The sequence below is a fragment of the Lutispora thermophila DSM 19022 genome, assembly GCF_900142105.1.
Lineage (GTDB): Bacteria > Bacillota > Clostridia > Lutisporales > Lutisporaceae > Lutispora > Lutispora thermophila.
Map to the genome: position 1 here is coordinate 1 of NZ_FQZS01000037.1, position 18,790 is coordinate 18,790.

Below are 18,790 nucleotides of genomic sequence, written 5' to 3' on the forward strand. Positions count from 1 at the left end.
ATGCCTTAGAGAAGATTATGGCCTAATTATCAATCATAAAAAAGTATATAGGCTGTGCAAAGAATTAGATATATTAAGGCCTCAAAGAAAGATAAGGGAAAAAAGTCCTAAACATTTAGCTAAGAAAGAAACAGTATCAGCTCCTAATGGTTTCTTTCCAGAGTTAGTTGAAATTAAGCATTTTTTCAAGCCTAAGCATTTTAGCCTTTAATGTATCAAAACTACATCTTCCATACATAATTCGTTTTATTACCTTCAATTTATTTATACATCCTTCTGCTAGTACATTGCTATAATCATATTTTATTGCATTTCTAACGGCTTCCATATCCCTTTCAACTCCATTTATAAAACTGTCTATTTCCCCCCAGTTCCTTTGCTTTCTCTAGCCATTTATCAAGAGTTTCTACATCTTTACCAGTAAGCACTTCCTTGAATTCCCATATTATGTTATATATCTTTTCGAAGCATGAGTATTCTTTACATATATTTTCAAATTGTTTTTGGCTGGTTGATTTTACTTTTCTATCGGATGCTATAATAGCTTAAAAATATTTTTCCTTTCTATTGTTTCTGTTTTTCTTCCATCTTCTCTATTCCTGTTGTAATATAACTTGCCTTGCTTTTTCCAATCTGTTACGTAGTGTCGTATAGTTGATGATGAACCGTTATATCCCATTTCACGTATCTTCTTCTCAATCTCGGAACCCATAATTCCATTCTCAAGATATTCATCTATCTTTTTTATATATGGCGTTAATACCCCATTTTTCTTTTTGCCATAAGAAGCATGCACTGGATTAAAGTTTTCATCAAGATATCTTGTAACTGTTTTTCTGTCAAGTTCAGTACGTCTGGATATTTCTTGGTTGTTATAACCTATTTTCTTTAACTCACGTACTTCATTTATAAGTTCCATTTTTTGTTTCACTTTTTCATCATGAACAGCCATCTTTTTTGTTTGAAAAGAGGCTTCCCTTTCCTCAGGCGTCATTTTCATCAGTTTATCATAAGCTCGTATATCCATGTTTAGTTCCAGGCAAATTGTTGTTTTACTTTTTCCCTCTTGTATAAGTTTTTCTATCTTTTCATATTTTTCTTTTAGTGTAAGTTTTCTGTTTTTATCTGCTTGGTTTATTGTTACCGTTTCTTTACCGGAATATTCCTCGATGGTCGCTTGTATTAAAACTTGAGGTTTTAGCTTCTTTTTAAGATATTCCTTCGCATGAGATGTTAAATTCTTTAGTAAATGAAACCGGTCACTCATTTGTAAAGCCTCTGGATGTGTATCTGTAATTGCACTATTATAGGTTACAGACCATCTCTTGATATTATTTGAATATTAGGATACGTTTTAAGCCACTTACTAACGTTTTCATAATCTCTTGAGTTAATCATATCAATTATTTTATGATTAGAGATATCCACCATAGTTGTACCGTAGCTTTCTCGTTTCTTAATGGCAAAATCATCAATGCAGACAGTTATTACAGTCTTCTTGTCAACAATAGGTGTTTCTTTTTTTTAAGAGATTGCAGATGGTACTTTTACTAACATCCTCAACATTCTTCTTCAGTATCTTAGATGCCACATTAGAACTGCAATTTATTGACAGATGTATAATTTCATCCTCAAGGCGCTTAGTTTTCTTTGCTTTATCGGCTATGAAATCAAATCTTTCTGCAAAAGTAGTATGACTACAGTCAGGATTATTACAAAACATCCTTCTGGTATGCAGAATAATAAATATCTTATTACCCAATATTGGGAGGTCCTGAAAGGTTTTAGTATATACGGAATGTGTTTTGGATTATACAAAGCCACAGAATGGACATATTGCTTCTTTACGATTGGAAGCCACTGTAATATAACATTTCTCATCAATTATTTCATGACAGATATAATCCAAATTATGATCTAATTGTTTAATAAACTCATCCATTAAAGGACCTCTTTTCTTCTTTTAATGTCTTGTTTATTATATCCATTTTTTTGGCTTAATTTCAACTAACTCTGGAAAGAACCATTTCTTTTTTCACTTTTGTCCATTCTTATTTTACATTAAACACGCAACATATATGGTAGTTTTAAGGCACCAAAAATAAGGATAGACAATGGCCCTCAATTTGTATCTAAAGAATTTGAAGAATTCTGCAATAGCAATAATCTAATTCATCAAAGGATACCAGTAAAAACTCCTAATATGAATGCACACGTAGAATCATTCCAATCAATATTAGAGAATGAATGTTACAGTCGCAATGAATAGAACAGTTTTAAGGAGGCATACGAAGCAATAACTGAATATATGAATATTATAATAATCGTAGAAGGCATGGAAGCATAAAGTATATGGCTCCAAATAAATATTATGAAGCATTTATGAGTAAGAATATAAATGCTAAAGCATTTGTTACATAATCTCCATAATTAGGGGGTCAAGCCGGTCAAGAAAGTCTTAAGTCTATTGTAGAATTTAGATCATATTGATGCAGTGGAGACATATAGGAGCAAAACATATAAAAAAGGCTAAAGTATATTATAAGATACAAAAGAAAATATTAGAAAAAGTATCAAAAGCCTATAGAAAAGCTTTTAAGGAAATGGTACATAAAATCACAATAAATAATGGTAAAGTAAATCAATTGTCTAGAGCAATTAGAACTTAAGGTATGACGGCTATATTATATGAGTCAAATAAATGTTGAGGATTTATATGATTATTAAAGATTGAGAATAATTTACACTGCCAATTTTGACTCTAATTTTAATGATGATAAAGATATATGTATAATAAAAAGTGAAAAAAGAATAAATAAACTAATAAGAATGAAGTATTTGTAAGTTTTTATAAAACATTAGGATGTCACTCTGATTAAAAATTATCAAAATCAACATGTTTGTTCGATGTGCTATGTAATAATATGTTGGAAAAAACATGTTGATTTTAATATTATCTGATGCTAGTATAAAAATATAAAATATATTTACAGAAAAGGCATAGATTCTCAAGTTAGATAATTATTGAGATTACAATTTTTGCTTAAATAATTAGACCTGTGCAGTGAAAAGGGAAACATTAATCAGCAATCCCTAATTTGGAAATCATCGAGTCCAGACTTAGCCCTTCAGCTGCACAGGAGTATGCAAGCTTGGCAATTTCAACCATATATTGTTGACGAAAATGCCCTATGGTGTCTCCAATTGTCTTTAGTTTATTTGCTACCCTGAATAATTCTAGGAATGTATAAGTCATAAATACCATGCTCCAAAAGCGTTTTATCGAGGTCAATGATTCTACCTGGTATTCATCGAAACCAAGAGAATTATTATGATATCTATAGCTGACTTCGATATCCCAACGGTTTTGGTAATACTCTAGAATTTTACTACTATCGAGACTTACATCAGTACTTACTACAAATGCTGGTTTATCAGATAAGTCTGCTTTACTCCAACATATTAGTATAACGGCATTCTCAAGGTCATTGATTTTTCCTTCATACCTGTGTACGTAATATTTATTGTCCCCTACTGTATCTAGGCAGGTTTCATTCTTACGTATATGGGTGGAGAAATCCTTAACACTTGTTTTAATGCCAAAAGGATAAATTACACGGTTAGACTTAATCCTTCCGATAGTATGATATCCTCTTTTAAGACCATGAAGCATTAGCTTTCCTGATGTATACCATGCATCTACAAGTAAGTACGTAGTATTGGTAACTGGTGTAAATTCGTCAACAAGTTGCATCGCAAGTTCATGTTTGTTTTTAAAATGTCTTTTGTTTTTGCCAAAGAACTGTTTTCTCAGGTAAAGCTTAAAGTTAAGTGGTAGAGAGTACTCAGATACTTTGTAGTGAGAGCTTACAATACAATAGGACCACATAGTTTTCCCGTCGCTGTGGGAATGATGGTAGTCAAGGCCTTCGATCTTTTTTGTAGATTTGTCCTTTTTACTCAAAGAGTCATCTACAATTAAGAAGCCGACATCATCTTGATTAACATTCTTCTTTGCAGTGTGTAAGGAATGTGAAATTCTCTTATGATCCACATACTCATGATTCCATTTGTATTCTCCTAAGAATCTGGAACCAGTACTTCTATCACGGTTGCAATTTAGCTTTCTATAGATAGTAGAAACGTTTTTATTACCTTCGGCAATAATTATGCCTGAGACCATATTAAGCATATGGTTTTGTATCGAAGAAGAGTATGGCAATTGTAACATATTTATATAATTGCTGATATTCTGATTTTGCTTTATTATTATCTCAGGCATAAGTTTTGACCTCCTGTGGATTTGATTTTGTTTTCGCAATTCAAAACTACCACATTTGGTCGGCGTATGCTTTTATTTTGCCAACATATTGGCAATACAATTTTTTACTTTTTACTGCACAACACTAATTAAATAATTAAACCTGTGAATCAAAAGTAATTTTCTAGCAGTTTTTATAGTATTTCAGGATAATTCGGATATCAAGTCTTATATATGTATTTACGATTAGATGATGGTCTATTAGATAGATAGGCTTTGCTACAATATTAAAATAAAAGTATTTTCAACGTTAATGATTTTACTTTCACATCTATAAACATATTATTTGTTTTCTCTACTGCAACTGGGCAGGTTTCATTCTTACGTATATGAGCAGAGAACTCCTTGATACTTTTTTATGCCAAAATGAGAGTCATATGATTGGATTTATTTTATATGGTAGGATAACCTCTTTTCAGTCATGAAGCATCATCTTTCTTGAAGTATACCAAGCATCTACAGGTAAATAGCTTGGTTTCGTAGCTGGAGTCATCAATTAATTGTATGACAAACACGCGTTTGCTTTTAAAATGCCTTTTAGCTTAAGACATAAAACTTCTTCATGAGATAAAGCTTAAAATAAAATGGCAGCTAAAAATAAGAAATTTTGTAATGAGAAATAACGATACAGTGTGACCATATATTTTTAACAATACTATGAGAATAATGATAATCATGGCATTCAATCTTCTTTGTAGAATCATCCTTTTACTTAAAAAGTTATCTACAATTAGAATACTAACCTAATTTTCATTGATATTTTACGTTAAGTATATAATGCAATGATTTATGACTATGCTATATAACTATTTTACATAAATATGTTATATGGAGGTGAAGAATATGAAAAAGAAATTATTAAAACCTAAGAAATCCAGTTCCAAAATTACATTGTACAAAGAAAAAGGAATATGGTGTTGCTAAATTATGAGCGTCATATTTGGAAAAAGCTTTAAAATGGCTATGTTAATGAGGTGAAGGGTATGAAAAAGAAATTGTTAAAACCTAAGAAATCGAGTTCCAAGATTACATTGTACAAAGAAAAAGGAGTACATTGTTGCTAAATTATGAGTGTCATATTTGGAAAAAGCTTTAAAATGACTATGTTAATGAGGTGAAGGGCATGAAAAAGAAATTGTTAAAACCTAAGAAATCGAGTTCCAAGATTACATTGTACAAAGAAAAAGGAGTAGTATGTTGTTAATTTAATATAGTTTAGAATAGAAATAAACTAAAAAATTAATTTAGCATAGTATAAATCCATTGCATTATATACATTATTACCTTACTCTTATAAAATAGACATGAAGAATAGCTAGTTTTCTTTGTTTTTCTTTGCATCTAGCAATTTTAATTGAGCAACCACAAAAATGACTTTTCAAAATCTGCAGGAGATTTGTATCCAAGTCTCGAGTATGGAGCGGTATTTATAAATAAAGAAATAGGCTACTTTTGGTGTTTTGCGAAGATGGCCGTGGCTTTTTTAGTATGGTATTTTCATATTAATAGATTTTGGCTTTATTATACCAGTCATTCTATGTGTCAATCAACCTAGGGTAATTTCAATATTATATTTGGAGATGATTATTTGAATAAAATAAATACAGATATAGTTATAATTGATAGTGGTGTTGATTTAAATCACGACAGCTTACGAAAATATAATTGTGCTGGAATTTCAATTAAGTTTGATGAGAAAGGAAACTTATATTTAGTTGATGAAGATTATAAAAATGATTTAATTGGTCATGGAACTGCGGTATTTTTTATTATAAAAAATACTGTTCCAGAAGCTAATGTGTTTGTTATCAAGTTATTTGAACAAGAATATATTGATGAAACATACAAGTTAATAAAAACATTAGAATATGTGTATAACAATATAAATTGCAAGGTTATTAATATAAGTTTTGGTATAACATGTTGTGATGATATTCCGGGTTTAAAGAATATTTGTGAAAAATTGACATGTAATGGTGTAACTATAGTCTCAGCATTTGATAATAAAGGTATAATTTCTTATCCTGCAGCATTTAAAAATGTTATCGGTGTAGATACAAGCATATTGTGCAAGAAAATAGAAGATTATAAGTTTGTAACAAACGACAAGTTAAATATAATTGGAATGGGATTGCAACAGAGGCTACCTTGGATTAATAATACATATATAAAAGTTGCAGGTGCGAGTTTTGTTGCTCCATATTTTACAGCAAAAGTTTATAGATTGAAATGTAATAATGTAAAAAATTTTGACGATATTCTGGAGAATCTTCGAAATGAAGCTGCCGAGGTTATTAAAAAAGATAGTTGTGAACGTGAAGAGTTTAAGTTATTTAAGATTAATAAAGCTGTTTTGTTTCCAGTAAATAAAGAAATTCATAGTATAATTAGATTTAATTCTTATTTAAATTTTGAAATTCAAGATATTTTTGATAATAAATATCTTGGGAATGTTGGAAAAAATGTTTCAAGTTTACTTAATGTTGATTTAAATAAGCAAATCAAAAATATTGAATCTTTAGATTGGGAAAGTGATTTTGATACTTTTATATTAGGTCATGTTAAACATTTATCTATTTTAACAAAAAAAGACTATATAAGAGATATACTAGAAAAATGTTATAAAAATAATAAAAATATAGTTGCATTTGATGATATATCAGAATATATGGATTTAATTGATTGTTTTAAAAGCAAGAAGTTAAAGATTTACTATCCTACTATTTTTAAAGAAGATTTAAATAATGATCTTACTAAACTCAGATTAATAGGTAAACCTGTAATAGGTGTGTTTGGGACAAGCAGTAGACAAGGTAAGTTTACATTACAAATATTGCTTAAACAATTATTTGAAAATGATGGATATAAAGTAGGATTTTTAGGAACTGAACCCAGTTCACTTATATTTGGAGCTAATGAAGTATATCCGATGGGATACGAAGGAAATGTGAATGTTTCTGGTGAAAAGGCAGTAAAACTTATTAATACCTTAATAGGTAGAATTGAGGATACTGATCCAGATATAATAATAGTAGGATCACAATCCCAAACAATACCTTCAGATTACGGAAATATTGATATGTACCCGCTTGCACAGCATGAATTTATTTTGGGTACACTGCCAGATATAATTATTCTATGTATTAATGAATATGATGTTTTAGAATATATAAAGAAAACAATAAAATACTTAGAAATAATAAGTGATTCAAAAGTTATAGGGTTAGTTTTGTCTCCATTAAGTCGGAATATTCAATTTTCGATACTAGACTATAGGATAAATATTTTAACTGATGCAGAAATGACAGAAAAGAAGAAAGAAATAGAGAAGAAATTAAATATGAATGTGTATTTACTTAATAATATTAAAGAGATAGATCAATTATACAGAAAATGTGTAGATTATTTTCAAACTAGTACTTATAAATAATTTCATTGGAGGGGGGAAAATGCTATTAAGTGCCCGAATTAAAGATTTTGTAGAAGAATTTATTAGTAAAGATTATTTGCCAGGGTGCTCAATAATGATAAATCAAAGTAATGAATTAGTTTATATTAATTCATTTGGCCGAAGAAATATTAAGGACAATTTAGAAGTTAATATTAATACAATATTTCCAATTGGATGTATCACTAAGATAGTAACCTCAATGCTAATACTTGCATTGTGTAAAAAAAATAGAATTAATATCGACAAGCCTTTAAGAAATCTATTTCCTAATAATCCAATGTTTGAAGCAGATATGTTTAGTTATGTTACTATAAAAGATATTATTGCTCATAGAACAGGTATAGTTGATAATAATTTATTGCTTTACATTAATAAAAATGAAACTAAAAATGACATTATAAGCAGAATATGTAATGAATTCACAATAGAAAGTTTTAGGAATAAATATTCATATTGCTCTACTACGTATGTTATATTGGGAGAATTGGTAAAATTAATTACTAATAGATCTTATGAGGAATATGTGACAAATACAATATTTAAACCAATGAATATGATTAAGACATCCTTTTTTGATTATGACAAATTTTTAGAACTAACTTATGATAATTTTGCAACTCCTTATGTGAAAAATAAACATGAATTAGAAGAAGGTGAAATAATTGATACAAAAAACTATAATTCTTCAATGGGGATAATAACAACAATTGATGATCTATCAAGATTATTTAAAGAGTTAATAATGAGATACAGCAAGACTAAATACTTAAGTGAAATAATAAAACCTTTAGGTATTACTGATAGTAAATTAATTTATCCAGAAATAGTTTATGATTTTTATGGTTTAGGATTCAATATATCTTGTTACAAAAATAATCAATTTATATATCACGATGGTAATTATCCAGGATATAGTAGTCAAATAACATACTTTCCTAAAAATAAAATAAGTATAGCAGTTTTAACAAATATTAGTAATTCTTTGTTCCCAAAGATTTTAACCTTTTACATTTTTGACATATTATGTAATTTAAGCGAAACAAAATGGAAACATAGATTAGAATTAGTAGATAATATAATAAATAAAAATAATCTAATGGATATTAATGTAAATGAAAATAAAAATAATAATCTGAACATATTAAGATTTGTAGGTAGATACTATAATGATGCGTGCGGATATATTGAAATAACAAATAAAAACTTTACTTTGTATGTTAACATAGATGATAAAAAATTTATGTTAACACATATCAAAGGAAATGAATTTTATACCAATTTTAAGTACTTAAATACATTTTTATTGTTAACCTTTATGGAAAGTAACGAACTAGATAAGGTTATTTTAAGAATTAAAATTCATAATGAAGAGAGAGAACTTTTATTTATTAAAGAATAAACGGATTGAAAGGAGGTACATGGGTTATTAATTTACCCTTATTTATTAGAATATGAGTAAGTTTAAATTATCAAAATACAATATTATTACAGAATTAAATAATGGTGATTTAATTATAAGCAATTTTTTATATAATAAATTTCTAGTTATAGAATCGGAATTACAAGATGAGTTTTTGAAAATAATTAATAATTGCTGTAAGTTTACAGATAGTTTAATATTTAAAACTTTATATGAATATAATTTTATTATAGATAAGGATATAGATGAGTATAAGTTTTATACTTATAAACTTTTAAAAGAAATATATTCTACTGATAGGTTAGAATTGACTATTGTTCCCACTCAGTCTTGCAATTTCAGATGTAGATATTGTTATCAGGAACACGATGTTTCAGAAATATCAGATATAGTATTACAAGACATTGTTTCCTTCATAAGGAAAAATATCAAAAAATATAGATCTCTTTACATAAGTTGGTTTGGAGGTGAGCCTTTATTACAGTTCAATAAGATTAAGTTAATCATGAAAGAGGCTAAGAATATATGCAAAGAAAATAATGTTCCTATTGTTGGAGGAATAACAACAAATGGATATTTATTAGATGAATTTGTATTTGCAGAGTTGCTTAAACATAATATATATGATTATCAAGTTACAATAGATGGGCTTAAAGAAACACATAACTTTCAAAGACCATTAAAAGATGGATCAGAAACTTTTGATAAAATAATAAATAATATATTAAAAATTAAGCAATCGATAAATCGTAAATTTAATTTTGTTATAAGAATTAATATTTCTAATGAGATATTAAATAATATAGATGAATATATTAATTTTATTTCTAAAATTATTTCTGATGATAAAAGATTTTCAATTTTATGGCACAGAATACAAGATTATGGTGGGAATGAGATTAAGTTAAATCATAATATGATTGTTGAAGATGTTAATATTGATAAAATAGTGTTTGATAAAGGATTAGAAAATGGTATTAAAACATATTCTGAAGTTACTCAACCAAAAACATTTATGTGTGAAGCATGTAAAAAAAATTCTTATATAATAAATTATGATGGCATTATTTACAAATGTACTAATGCAATCAATAAACGAGAAAAATTAGCAGATAGTTCTATAGGCATATTGAAAGATGGGGAGATGTATATAAATGAAAAAAAAGAAATGATGTGGATTCTGCAAGAAAATATAGAAAGTGAATGTGGGGATTGCTTAATGCTACCAGTTTGTTGTCATGCAATTTGTCCTAATAAATTAAAATTAAAAAAGACAAAAGAATGTAAATATAATCCTAATGTTGCTAATTCTATGGTTAAATCTATATTTAAAGAAAATAAAATGGATACATTATCTCATATTTTAGAAAAATGCAAACAGTAAGTTTTCATTTAAAAGGTTATTAGTATAAGGAAGGGATAAAATGAACAATGAAATCAAGGTGAAACTATATAAAATAATAGAGGAAAATGGAATATACTTCGATTATAAAAACTTAGATGAAATAATAGAATTCGATTCATTACAGTTTGTATCTTTATTATTATCGATAGAAGAAGAGTTTAATATTGAAATAAATGACGAGTTATTAGATTATGAAAAGATGAATACAGTATCAAAATTAACTCAGTTAGTAGAAGATTTAATAATCGATAATGATGTAGTAAAAGTAAGTCTATAATAAAACTTAGAAAGGAAAATATATGAATCTAAAAGCAATTTTTCGTGATAATAAAAAAAGGCTAATTTTCCAAAGTATATATTCGAGCTTTATAGGTCTATATTATTTACTTTGGAATGTTATATTTTTGAGATATTTGCTTAATTCATTTGAAAGGGGCTTATCCTTTAATAAAGTTTCAAGTTTTATTTTTATTATGATTTCCATATCTTTCGTTTATTTCTCATATAAAAATTACTTTCAAAATATTTATGAACCTAAAGATAATATTGCTATTTATGATTATATTAATACTTTAATTTTCAAAAAAGCAGCAATGATAAAATTTGATGAATTTGAAAATTCACAGTTTTATGACCTATACACAAGAATAAAAGATTCAAGTGAAACTGTTATAAATATAATAAAAAATACTGCTGGTATAATAGGAAATCTGATAGTAGCTGCATTTATTCTAATTTATATTATAATAATTGATCCAATAATTATGATGTTTTCAGTAGCTGGAATGTTAATTAATGTGTTGCTAAATAATCTAATCAGTAAGTATGGGTATAAGTTGAAATATGAAATTAGCCCCGAAGAGAAAAGAAAAGAGTATGTGAAAAGGATTGCATATTATCCTGAGTTTGCTCAGGAAATTCGTACTTCCAATGTGTTTAATATATTTAGAAAAATGTATAAAGAAAGCTTGATAAAATCTAATAGTATAAATAAAAAATATGGTATTAAAATAACGACTTTAAATATTTTGAGCGAGACTTCAATTTATACATTTGGATTTATTTTACCTATTGCCTATATTTTATTTAATATAACACAAAATCAAAGAATGACCATAGGAGATTTTTCAGCATCAGTTGTATCTATCAGTATGCTGGCATCAAAATTATCCCAGATTGCTAACAACTTGCAGGAATTAAATCAGAATAAGTTGTTGATTAAAGATTTAGGAGATTTCTTAAAATATGAAATTGTTGATAAACATGAAGGACATATCTTATTGGATTCCATTAAAAAAATTGAATTAAGAAATATAAGCTTTAAATATCCTAATTCACAAAAATACGCTTTAAAAGATATAAATGTTGAGCTTTATAAAAATAAAAAGGTAGCATTGGTAGGATTGAATGGAGCAGGAAAATCAACATTAATAAAATTAGTTTCAGGATTGTATCAGAATTATGAGGGAGAAATTTTTATTAACGATAAAAATTTAAAAGATTATTCTATAGATTCCTATAGAGAAAATGTTGGAGTTGTATATCAAGATTTCAAATTAGTTTCAAGTTCAATAATTGAGAATGTATTAATGAGAGAACCACGTAATCAAGAAGATTATATATTAGCAGAAATGGCTTTAAAAAATGTAGGGCTTTGGGAGAAAATATCTTCGTTTAAAGATGGATTATCTACAACATTGTTTAAAGAGTTTGATGACTCAGGTGCAATACTATCTGGTGGACAATTGCAAAAACTAGCATTGGCAAGAGTTCTTGTTAAGAACTCACAAATAGTAATATTTGATGAACCGTCAAGTGCATTGGATCCAATAGCTGAGGAAGAACTATATCAAAATATATTAAACAATATAAACAATAAAATAGTCATATTTATTACTCATAGGCTATCTACTGTTAAATTAGCAGATTATATATATGTAATTGATAACGGTAAAATTATTGAAAGAGGAACCCATGAAGAATTAATTAACCTAAATAGAATGTATGCACAGATGTTCAATATGCAATCAGAAAAATATTTAAATATGAGGCTAGAGGAATGTGTATGAAAAAATGTATTATAAATATTTTAAATATCCTTAATATTATATTTAAATATGTACCATACTATGGAATATTATCAATAATTGATTCAATATTATCAACTTTAGTAAATATATGCTTCAATTTAATTCTCATAAGGATAGTAGCAGATAAAGTTATAGAAGGATATGGATTTTATGATATAATTCCATATGTTTACTATGTATATTTATTAATAATCATAGCAAGTATTGTAAAGTTTACTAAAAGCAAATGTTTAAAGCCATTGGCAGTAAATAAATTGTATAATGAACTACATGCTAAAATCTTTGATAAAGCTGTTAGTATAGATTTAGCGTGTTTTGACAATGTTCAATTTTATAATGAGTTTTTCTTATCTATAAAAAACATTGATACTAAAATTATGGAGTTATTTGAATACATTATAAGGTTGTTATTTTTAGTGCTTACATTGTCAGGAACTATTGCAGTAATTTTTACGTTATCGCCTATATATCTACTTATTTGTATGATTTCCATTTTAATCAACTGGCTATCTATATCAATTAAAAATAAATACCTATTTACATATGATGTAGAAATGAACAACTTAAAACGGCAAAGCGAATATATAAATAGATTGTTTTATTTATCTGATTATATAAAAGAAATAAAAATTTTTAACTTGAAGGATTCAATTCTTAAAAAATTTAGAGCAAATGTAGATACCATGAGGAAAACCATAACAAAATATCAGAAAAAATTTATTATAATAGGGATATTAGTTAACTTTGTTGCCGATTCATTGATTATAGATGGTTTATTAATTATAAAATTATCTTTTGATGTTCTCGTCAAAAAAACTTTATCAGTGGGAAGTGTTATTAGCATCATAAAAGGGGTGTCCAATCTACAATGGATATTACAAGATTTAATAGAAGTATTAGGCGATATCCATATAAACACAAGATATATAGATAAATATAATGAATTTATTAATAAAGAGAATGTTGTTAGTGATGGAGATAAAGAATTAATATTAGCTGATGAAAACATTATAGAATTTAAAAATGTATGGTTTAAATATAATTCTCAGGATGAATATGTACTCAAGGATATTAATTTGAAAATCAGTTCCAATGAAAAGATAGCTTTAGTTGGAAGAAATGGTGCAGGTAAATCTACACTAATCAAGTTACTATTAAGATTCTATGATGTTAGCAAGGGTGAAATCTTGTTTAATGGAGTAAATATAAAAGAATTTAAATTAGATGAGTATAGAAAGATCTTTTCACCGGTATTTCAAAATTATAATATGTATGCAGCTACTATAGAAGAAAATATTTCAATGGATATATGCAATGAATATACAGCTAATGTTAATTTAGCTATAACCAGCGTGGGACTGGATAATAAATTTAATAATTCTAAGCTAAGTTTGAAATCTTATTTAAATAAAGAAATATATGATGAAAGTGTTGATTTATCAGGAGGAGAAAAACAGAAAATAGCTATATCAAGGGCAATTGCTCGAAAAGATAATTCAGAAATATTTATATTTGATGAACCAAATAGTTATTTAGACGCTATTTCAGAATATGAGATTACCAGAACCATAAATAAAATATTTGATCATAAGATAACTATTACTATATCACATAGACTAGGTAATATACAAGAATCTGACTGTATATATGTGTTAGATAATGGAAGTATAAAGGAATATGGGAAGCATGAAGAGTTAATCTCTAAAAATGGTTTGTATGCACATATGTATAATGCACAAGCCAAAAGATATATTTTTGAGAAAAAAGTAGGTTAGATTCATTTGACAACATTAGACCTGTGTAGCAAAAATGAAATTTTAAGCAAGAAGCACTAACTTGATAATTATTGAGCCTTATATTTAACCTTTTAACTGCATAATAATATGTAATTTTAACAATTTCAACCATGTATTGTTGACAGAAATACCCTATTGTATCACTATGAACTTTAAATCTAATGCTTTGTCTTTAGATGTTATAAAAAGCTCTAAGAAAGTGTAAGTCATAAACACTATGCTCCAATACTTTTTAATAGACGTTAAGGATTCAACTTATATTGGTTAAACCCAAGCGAGTTCTTATGCTGACTTTACCTTGAAAAAATAGACACAAAGAATGGCTACATATAACGTGCTAATATAGTTACAATAACAAACATTACCAGTGCCCTTTCTCTATGTTCAGTGTTATTATGTTAATCATAAACACTCATAGAATGGGGATATGCCTAATAAATAAATATGAAAAAAACTTTGATTATAATAATTGCACCAATATCCAAGGGGTCAAAGAGGCAATGAAGAAAACCAAAAGCAAACGTATGTACCAACGGTACTATGTGGTTTATTTGCACCTAAAAGGTCATACGAATAAGGACATTGCAGGTATGGTAGATCTTTGTGGACATACCGTTGGCAAGTATATCAAAGCATACATAGCTAATGGCCTTGATGAACTGGTAATGGGCAAAAGCACAGGTGCACCAAAGTATTTAACACCTGAGCAAGAGCAGCAGTTATATGAAGTCATTACTACCAAAACACCTGACCAGGTCGGAATTCCTAACAGGAAGAACTGGGATTCCCATATCGCCTGTGAGTGGGTAAAAATGAACTTTGGCATACAATATACAGCTCGTGGCATGCTTGATGTGCTTCACCGCCTAAACTTAAGTTATACAAGGCCAACGTACACCCTAGAAAAAGCAGATTCTAAGAAACAAGGAAAGTTCAAACAGGATTTTGAGCTTTTAAAAAAACCTTCTTAACGGAAAAATTGACCATCTCCTGTTTGAGGATGAGTCGATGATACGCGACTATCAAACTATCACAAAAACTTGGTTTGAAAAGGGTAAACAACTCCTCATTCCTACATACGGGAAATATAAAGGTGTTAAGTTAACTCCTTGTGCTAGCTTTGAATTACCAAAAATCTACGAATGAAAAACTCCAACATATTATGTAACCTATCATAAATCACAACAAAAATGATAGGGGGTCACATATATGCTGGAGTCTGATAGAAACTATTCTATCAAAGAAATTGGAAATTTAAAAGACTTTATTACTGTCGCATATGTCATAATTGAGGATATTTACCAGAAAGTTACTCCAACACATATTAAAAATCGTTGTAATATCAATACTTCTAAGATGAGTGATGGTGAAATAATTACCTAAGCATTGTTGCTGAATTACGAACCATTGATTCAGAAAATGCTTGGTTTGCTTTCTGTAAGAAGAATATGAGAGAATTGTTTCCAAGACTTTGTAGTAGGTCTAGGTTTAATAGAACCAGAAGAAATCTTCACTGAGTAATAGAAGAAATCAGAAAGAAGATTTCTGTTCTTACAGAACATGTAAACAAGCCATACAGAATTATTGACAGCATTCCTATTCCAGTATGCAAATTTGGAAGAGCACATTTTCATAAGACGTTTAAAGGATTTGGTGCTACTTATGGTAAATGCGCATACAAAAAGGAAACATATCTGGGATATAAACTACACATGCTTGTAACTATAGATGGTTTCATAACTGATGCTGCAATCACCTCTGCTAATATTGATGACAGAGCAGCTGCTTGGGATCTAACCAGTTAAGAAAAGTAACTGCAAAATTCAACTTCCAAAAGAACTGCGACAAGCTATCTTTAGATTAAGGCGAAGGATTGAAACAACAGCGTCCCAGCTTACTTGCCAACTCAATATTGAGAGAGTATTTGTGAAGTCTTTTTGGAAGTCACAAACAAGGATTAAAACCAAGCTATTGGCTTATAACTTGTGTTATTACATCAACAAACTTATAGGCCGAGAGTTACATTCAAGAATCTATGATATCATATTTAGGAATTTTATATTCTTATTGGTTGGCATAATATTCCTGATAATGAAATCTAATCATCTAGCACAAGAGGTTAAATTAAAGAAGGAGGCATAAATTATTTATTATGAATAGGGATAGATTAAATAACATGAAAATAAGAAAAATTGGACCAGATTGCTTCTTTAATGCTGTTTCTTGCAATTTGGAATATTCAAATAAATTATGGTTAAGCTTATATTATACATATGGAATTTTTATATATAATAAAGGTTTGTTTACCAAGTTTATAATGAATAAACAACCTAAAGATTATTTGGTACCAGAAAATATGTTATATTTTAGAACAAAACCTTTGTCATTATACAGACAATATTATGATAAATTTATTGAAAATAATATAAGCAATACATTTCTAAATAAGTACTTAAAATCTATTGAGTTAAATCAAATAGAAGATTTGAAGTATATAAAAGATAAGTTTTTAAATAATAATATAAGTTTGATATTACCTGTTAATGTTTCTATGTTAAAATCTGAATATCAGAAATCAGCTTCTAGATTCCCACAAGGGGATATGACATATCATTTTGTTAATTTGTTTGATATTGATATAAAAAATAGTGATGCTTTTATAATAGATGCATATTTTCAATTTAAAGGTAATATACCAAAAGATTTGTTAATAAATTCTGTAAAAGATTCAATTAATGGATTCAAAAATAGCAAAATTTATTATATAGAATTAGATAATGAGTTAGATAATGACATTACACGAGCAATAAATTATAGCCTAGATTTATATAAAAGAGAAGAGATTATTATTGATGGCATAATATTTGAAAGTTCTTTAGAAGCTACAGAAAGTTTATACTATGATATTTATGATATATTAGAGTTGTTTAATTCTTTATTTAAAGAATACACATCACAATTTATGTCTTTTCAATTAATACCTATTAGACGTCAAAAAGATTCAATTTGTGAAATAATTTTAGAATTAAAAAAATACAATTTTATTATGATTTCTGATGACTTAATAAATCTATTGGTAACAAATTCAAAACTTTGGAATAGATTGGATTATATATTGGATTTAATATTTTTGAGAAATCAGAATATAATAAAGGAGAAACATAGAATAAGGCAATGCTTGAATGACATATTAGATAATGAAATATTAATTAATAAAGAAATAAAGTTATTGTATATGCCTTAGTTAATACTTAGAACAAAAATTTAGTATTTTTGAAAGAACCTATGCAAGCCTGTGAAGAAAAGTCTGTAAAAAATAATTAGACAGCTTTCTATGATAGAATAAAAATCATAGGAGGTTGTTTTTTATGGCAAGAAGAAAAAGAGAACCAATGAGCGAAGGTGAAAATATTATCGCAGCATTTATGGTGATATTGTCAAGAGTTTTTCGCAAATTCAATTTTAGCCATTTGGAAGATGTCGGCTATCCGACAATTATATCTTCATTCTCAATAGCATTCATATTTTCGAGATGCTTCATATTAAGATAACTCTTTACTCCCCATTGGGAGCTTGCTACATAACGAAGTCTTGCACAGACAAGCATCAATGCAGATTTACCATCGGGAAATGTGCCGACGACTTTGGTTCGCCTACGGATCTCACGATTGAGACGCTCGATTGTATAGTTGGTTCTGATTCGGTTCCAATGTTCATAAGGAAAGGCCATATAGGTGATAGTTTCTTCTATGTCATCTTCAAGTTTTTGAGCAGCTTCTTTGAGTTTCATATTTCTCAATTCAGCTGCAACCTGTCTGGCTTTCTCCCTAGCTGCTGATTTATTCTCACTGGCATGAATTGCTTTGAGCATTTTAGAAACAAGCTTTATTTTCGATTTTGGTGTAACAGAGAATATATTTCGGTAAAAATGTACAGTACAACGCTGATACTTTATAATGCTCCCCATTGTCAAGATAGTTTTTTCATTCTTTTAAGTTAGATCCTCCTCTCTCATAATTAGTAAATTTTAACATATATGCATTTTGATAGAGAATGCAAAGGGCGAACGTAAGCGAGTTCATCTTGACCCTTGACATCCAATGATTTTATATCTTTTTGCCTTCCAGCGAGGACGGGGTCTGGGGCAGAGCCCCAGATTTTATATGACTTCCTGAAGTTGCTTATATTCCCCAAAGTAATATTCTGCTGGAGTTCTATAATCCAAAGACTGGTGTGGTCTCAGGTTGTTATAATACTCCACATATTCTCTTGTAATCTGCCTAAGCTGTTGTCCTGTTTCGCAATCT

15 protein-coding genes and 4 pseudogenes are annotated in these 18,790 nt (G+C 28.1%); 10 read left to right on the forward strand and 9 right to left on the reverse strand.

Annotated elements, in window-relative coordinates:
• Positions 1–148 (forward strand): annotated as a pseudogene (locus BUB48_RS16425) (transposase); the annotation flags it as partial.
• Positions 149–163: 15 nt separating this feature from the next.
• Here BUB48_RS16425 and BUB48_RS19250 read toward each other — a convergent pair.
• The 6 genes from BUB48_RS19250 to BUB48_RS16460 all read right to left on the reverse strand — a co-directional run bounded on the left by BUB48_RS19250 (position 164) and on the right by BUB48_RS16460 (position 4,282).
• Entirely contained in the window at positions 164–328 is a 165-nt protein-coding gene (locus BUB48_RS19250; RefSeq protein ID WP_139250023.1) for a transposase, read from the reverse strand.
• Between the two features lie 207 nt (positions 329–535).
• Positions 536–1,267 (reverse strand): hypothetical protein, encoded by a 732-nt coding sequence (locus BUB48_RS18700; protein WP_073027828.1) that lies wholly within the window; start codon positions 1,265–1,267, stop codon positions 536–538.
• Positions 1,268–1,311: 44 nt separating this feature from the next.
• Positions 1,312–1,509 carry a transposase gene (locus BUB48_RS19300; RefSeq protein WP_139250027.1) on the reverse strand — a complete coding sequence of 66 codons (198 nt, stop codon included), beginning with the start codon at positions 1,507–1,509 and terminating at the stop codon, positions 1,312–1,314.
• Positions 1,502–1,762, reverse strand: a complete 261-nt coding sequence (locus BUB48_RS17645) for a transposase family protein (RefSeq protein ID WP_139250024.1) — start codon at positions 1,760–1,762, stop codon at positions 1,502–1,504. Before BUB48_RS17645 ends, BUB48_RS19300 begins: the two co-directional genes overlap by 8 nt.
• Positions 1,763–1,810: 48 nt before the next feature.
• Positions 1,811–1,942 carry a hypothetical protein gene (locus BUB48_RS18895; protein WP_278308972.1) on the reverse strand — a complete coding sequence of 44 codons (132 nt, stop codon included), beginning with the start codon at positions 1,940–1,942 and terminating at the stop codon, positions 1,811–1,813.
• A gap of 1,137 nt (positions 1,943–3,079) precedes the next feature.
• A complete protein-coding gene (locus BUB48_RS16460) occupies positions 3,080–4,282 on the reverse strand; it encodes an IS701 family transposase (protein WP_073027833.1) in 1,203 nt (400 codons plus the stop codon).
• A gap of 1,627 nt (positions 4,283–5,909) precedes the next feature.
• Between BUB48_RS16460 and BUB48_RS16465 the strand changes: the two genes are divergently transcribed.
• The 6 genes from BUB48_RS16465 (at position 5,910) to BUB48_RS16490 (ending at position 14,462) form a co-directional block, all read left to right on the forward strand.
• Positions 5,910–7,751, forward strand: a complete 1,842-nt coding sequence (locus tag BUB48_RS16465; RefSeq protein WP_073027836.1) for a DUF1611 domain-containing protein — start codon at positions 5,910–5,912, stop codon at positions 7,749–7,751.
• A gap of 19 nt (positions 7,752–7,770) precedes the next feature.
• Positions 7,771–9,171: a serine hydrolase domain-containing protein gene (locus BUB48_RS16470; RefSeq protein ID WP_073027839.1), complete on the forward strand. Its 1,401-nt coding sequence runs from the start codon at positions 7,771–7,773 to the stop codon at positions 9,169–9,171.
• Between the two features lie 175 nt (positions 9,172–9,346).
• On the forward strand, positions 9,347–10,576 hold the full coding sequence (locus BUB48_RS16475; RefSeq protein ID WP_175548453.1) for a radical SAM protein: 1,230 nt from the start codon (positions 9,347–9,349) through the stop codon (positions 10,574–10,576).
• A gap of 40 nt (positions 10,577–10,616) precedes the next feature.
• The gene (locus BUB48_RS16480) at positions 10,617–10,874 is read left to right on the forward strand and encodes an acyl carrier protein (RefSeq protein ID WP_073027845.1); all 258 of its coding nucleotides are present in this window, start codon (positions 10,617–10,619) and stop codon (positions 10,872–10,874) included.
• A gap of 127 nt (positions 10,875–11,001) precedes the next feature.
• Positions 11,002–12,666 (forward strand): ATP-binding cassette domain-containing protein, encoded by a 1,665-nt coding sequence (locus tag BUB48_RS16485; protein WP_175548454.1) that lies wholly within the window; start codon positions 11,002–11,004, stop codon positions 12,664–12,666.
• Entirely contained in the window at positions 12,663–14,462 is a 1,800-nt protein-coding gene (locus tag BUB48_RS16490; protein WP_073027850.1) for an ABC transporter ATP-binding protein, read from the forward strand. The genes BUB48_RS16485 and BUB48_RS16490 overlap by 4 nt, the downstream gene beginning before the upstream one ends.
• A 79-nt stretch (positions 14,463–14,541) precedes the next feature.
• On the opposite strand, the pseudogene BUB48_RS17865 reads toward BUB48_RS16490, so the two are convergent.
• Positions 14,542–14,770 (reverse strand): annotated as a pseudogene (locus BUB48_RS17865) (IS701 family transposase); the annotation flags it as partial.
• Between the two features lie 213 nt (positions 14,771–14,983).
• Here BUB48_RS17865 and BUB48_RS16495 point away from each other — a divergent pair.
• From BUB48_RS16495 to BUB48_RS16510, 3 genes and pseudogenes are all read left to right on the forward strand, one after another.
• Positions 14,984–15,454 (forward strand): helix-turn-helix domain-containing protein, encoded by a 471-nt coding sequence (locus BUB48_RS16495; RefSeq protein WP_175548455.1) that lies wholly within the window; start codon positions 14,984–14,986, stop codon positions 15,452–15,454.
• Between the two features lie 238 nt (positions 15,455–15,692).
• Positions 15,693–16,532, forward strand: a pseudogene (locus BUB48_RS17650) (IS982 family transposase); the annotation flags it as partial.
• A 103-nt stretch (positions 16,533–16,635) separates the two neighbouring features.
• The gene (locus tag BUB48_RS16510; protein ID WP_073027853.1) at positions 16,636–17,727 is read left to right on the forward strand and encodes a hypothetical protein; all 1,092 of its coding nucleotides are present in this window, start codon (positions 16,636–16,638) and stop codon (positions 17,725–17,727) included.
• 240 nt (positions 17,728–17,967) lie between these two features.
• Here BUB48_RS16510 and BUB48_RS16515 read toward each other — a convergent pair.
• Both BUB48_RS16515 and BUB48_RS16520 read right to left on the reverse strand, forming a co-directional pair.
• Positions 17,968–18,435 (reverse strand): annotated as a pseudogene (locus tag BUB48_RS16515) (transposase); the annotation flags it as partial.
• Positions 18,436–18,642: 207 nt separating this feature from the next.
• Positions 18,643–18,790, reverse strand: a 148-nt coding sequence (locus BUB48_RS16520) for an integrase core domain-containing protein (RefSeq protein ID WP_139250026.1), incomplete at its 5' end; no start/stop codon positions are given.

What these genes read in the sequence shown, in the direction of transcription:
- BUB48_RS19250 (WP_139250023.1), bottom strand. Translation starts at nt 328, where the DNA reads ATGGAAGCCGTTAGAAATGCAATAAAATATGATTATAGCAATGTACTA.
- BUB48_RS16490 (WP_073027850.1), top strand. Translation starts at nt 12,663, where the DNA reads ATGAAAAAATGTATTATAAATATTTTAAATATCCTTAATATTATATTT.
- BUB48_RS18895 (WP_278308972.1), bottom strand. Translation starts at nt 1,942, where the DNA reads ATGGATGAGTTTATTAAACAATTAGATCATAATTTGGATTATATCTGT.
- BUB48_RS18700 (WP_073027828.1), bottom strand. Translation starts at nt 1,267, where the DNA reads ATGAGTGACCGGTTTCATTTACTAAAGAATTTAACATCTCATGCGAAG.
- BUB48_RS16460 (WP_073027833.1), bottom strand. Translation starts at nt 4,282, where the DNA reads ATGCCTGAGATAATAATAAAGCAAAATCAGAATATCAGCAATTATATA.
- BUB48_RS16480 (WP_073027845.1), top strand. Translation starts at nt 10,617, where the DNA reads ATGAACAATGAAATCAAGGTGAAACTATATAAAATAATAGAGGAAAAT.
- BUB48_RS16470 (WP_073027839.1), top strand. Translation starts at nt 7,771, where the DNA reads ATGCTATTAAGTGCCCGAATTAAAGATTTTGTAGAAGAATTTATTAGT.
- BUB48_RS16495 (WP_175548455.1), top strand. Translation starts at nt 14,984, where the DNA reads ATGAAGAAAACCAAAAGCAAACGTATGTACCAACGGTACTATGTGGTT.
- BUB48_RS16510 (WP_073027853.1), top strand. Translation starts at nt 16,636, where the DNA reads ATGAATAGGGATAGATTAAATAACATGAAAATAAGAAAAATTGGACCA.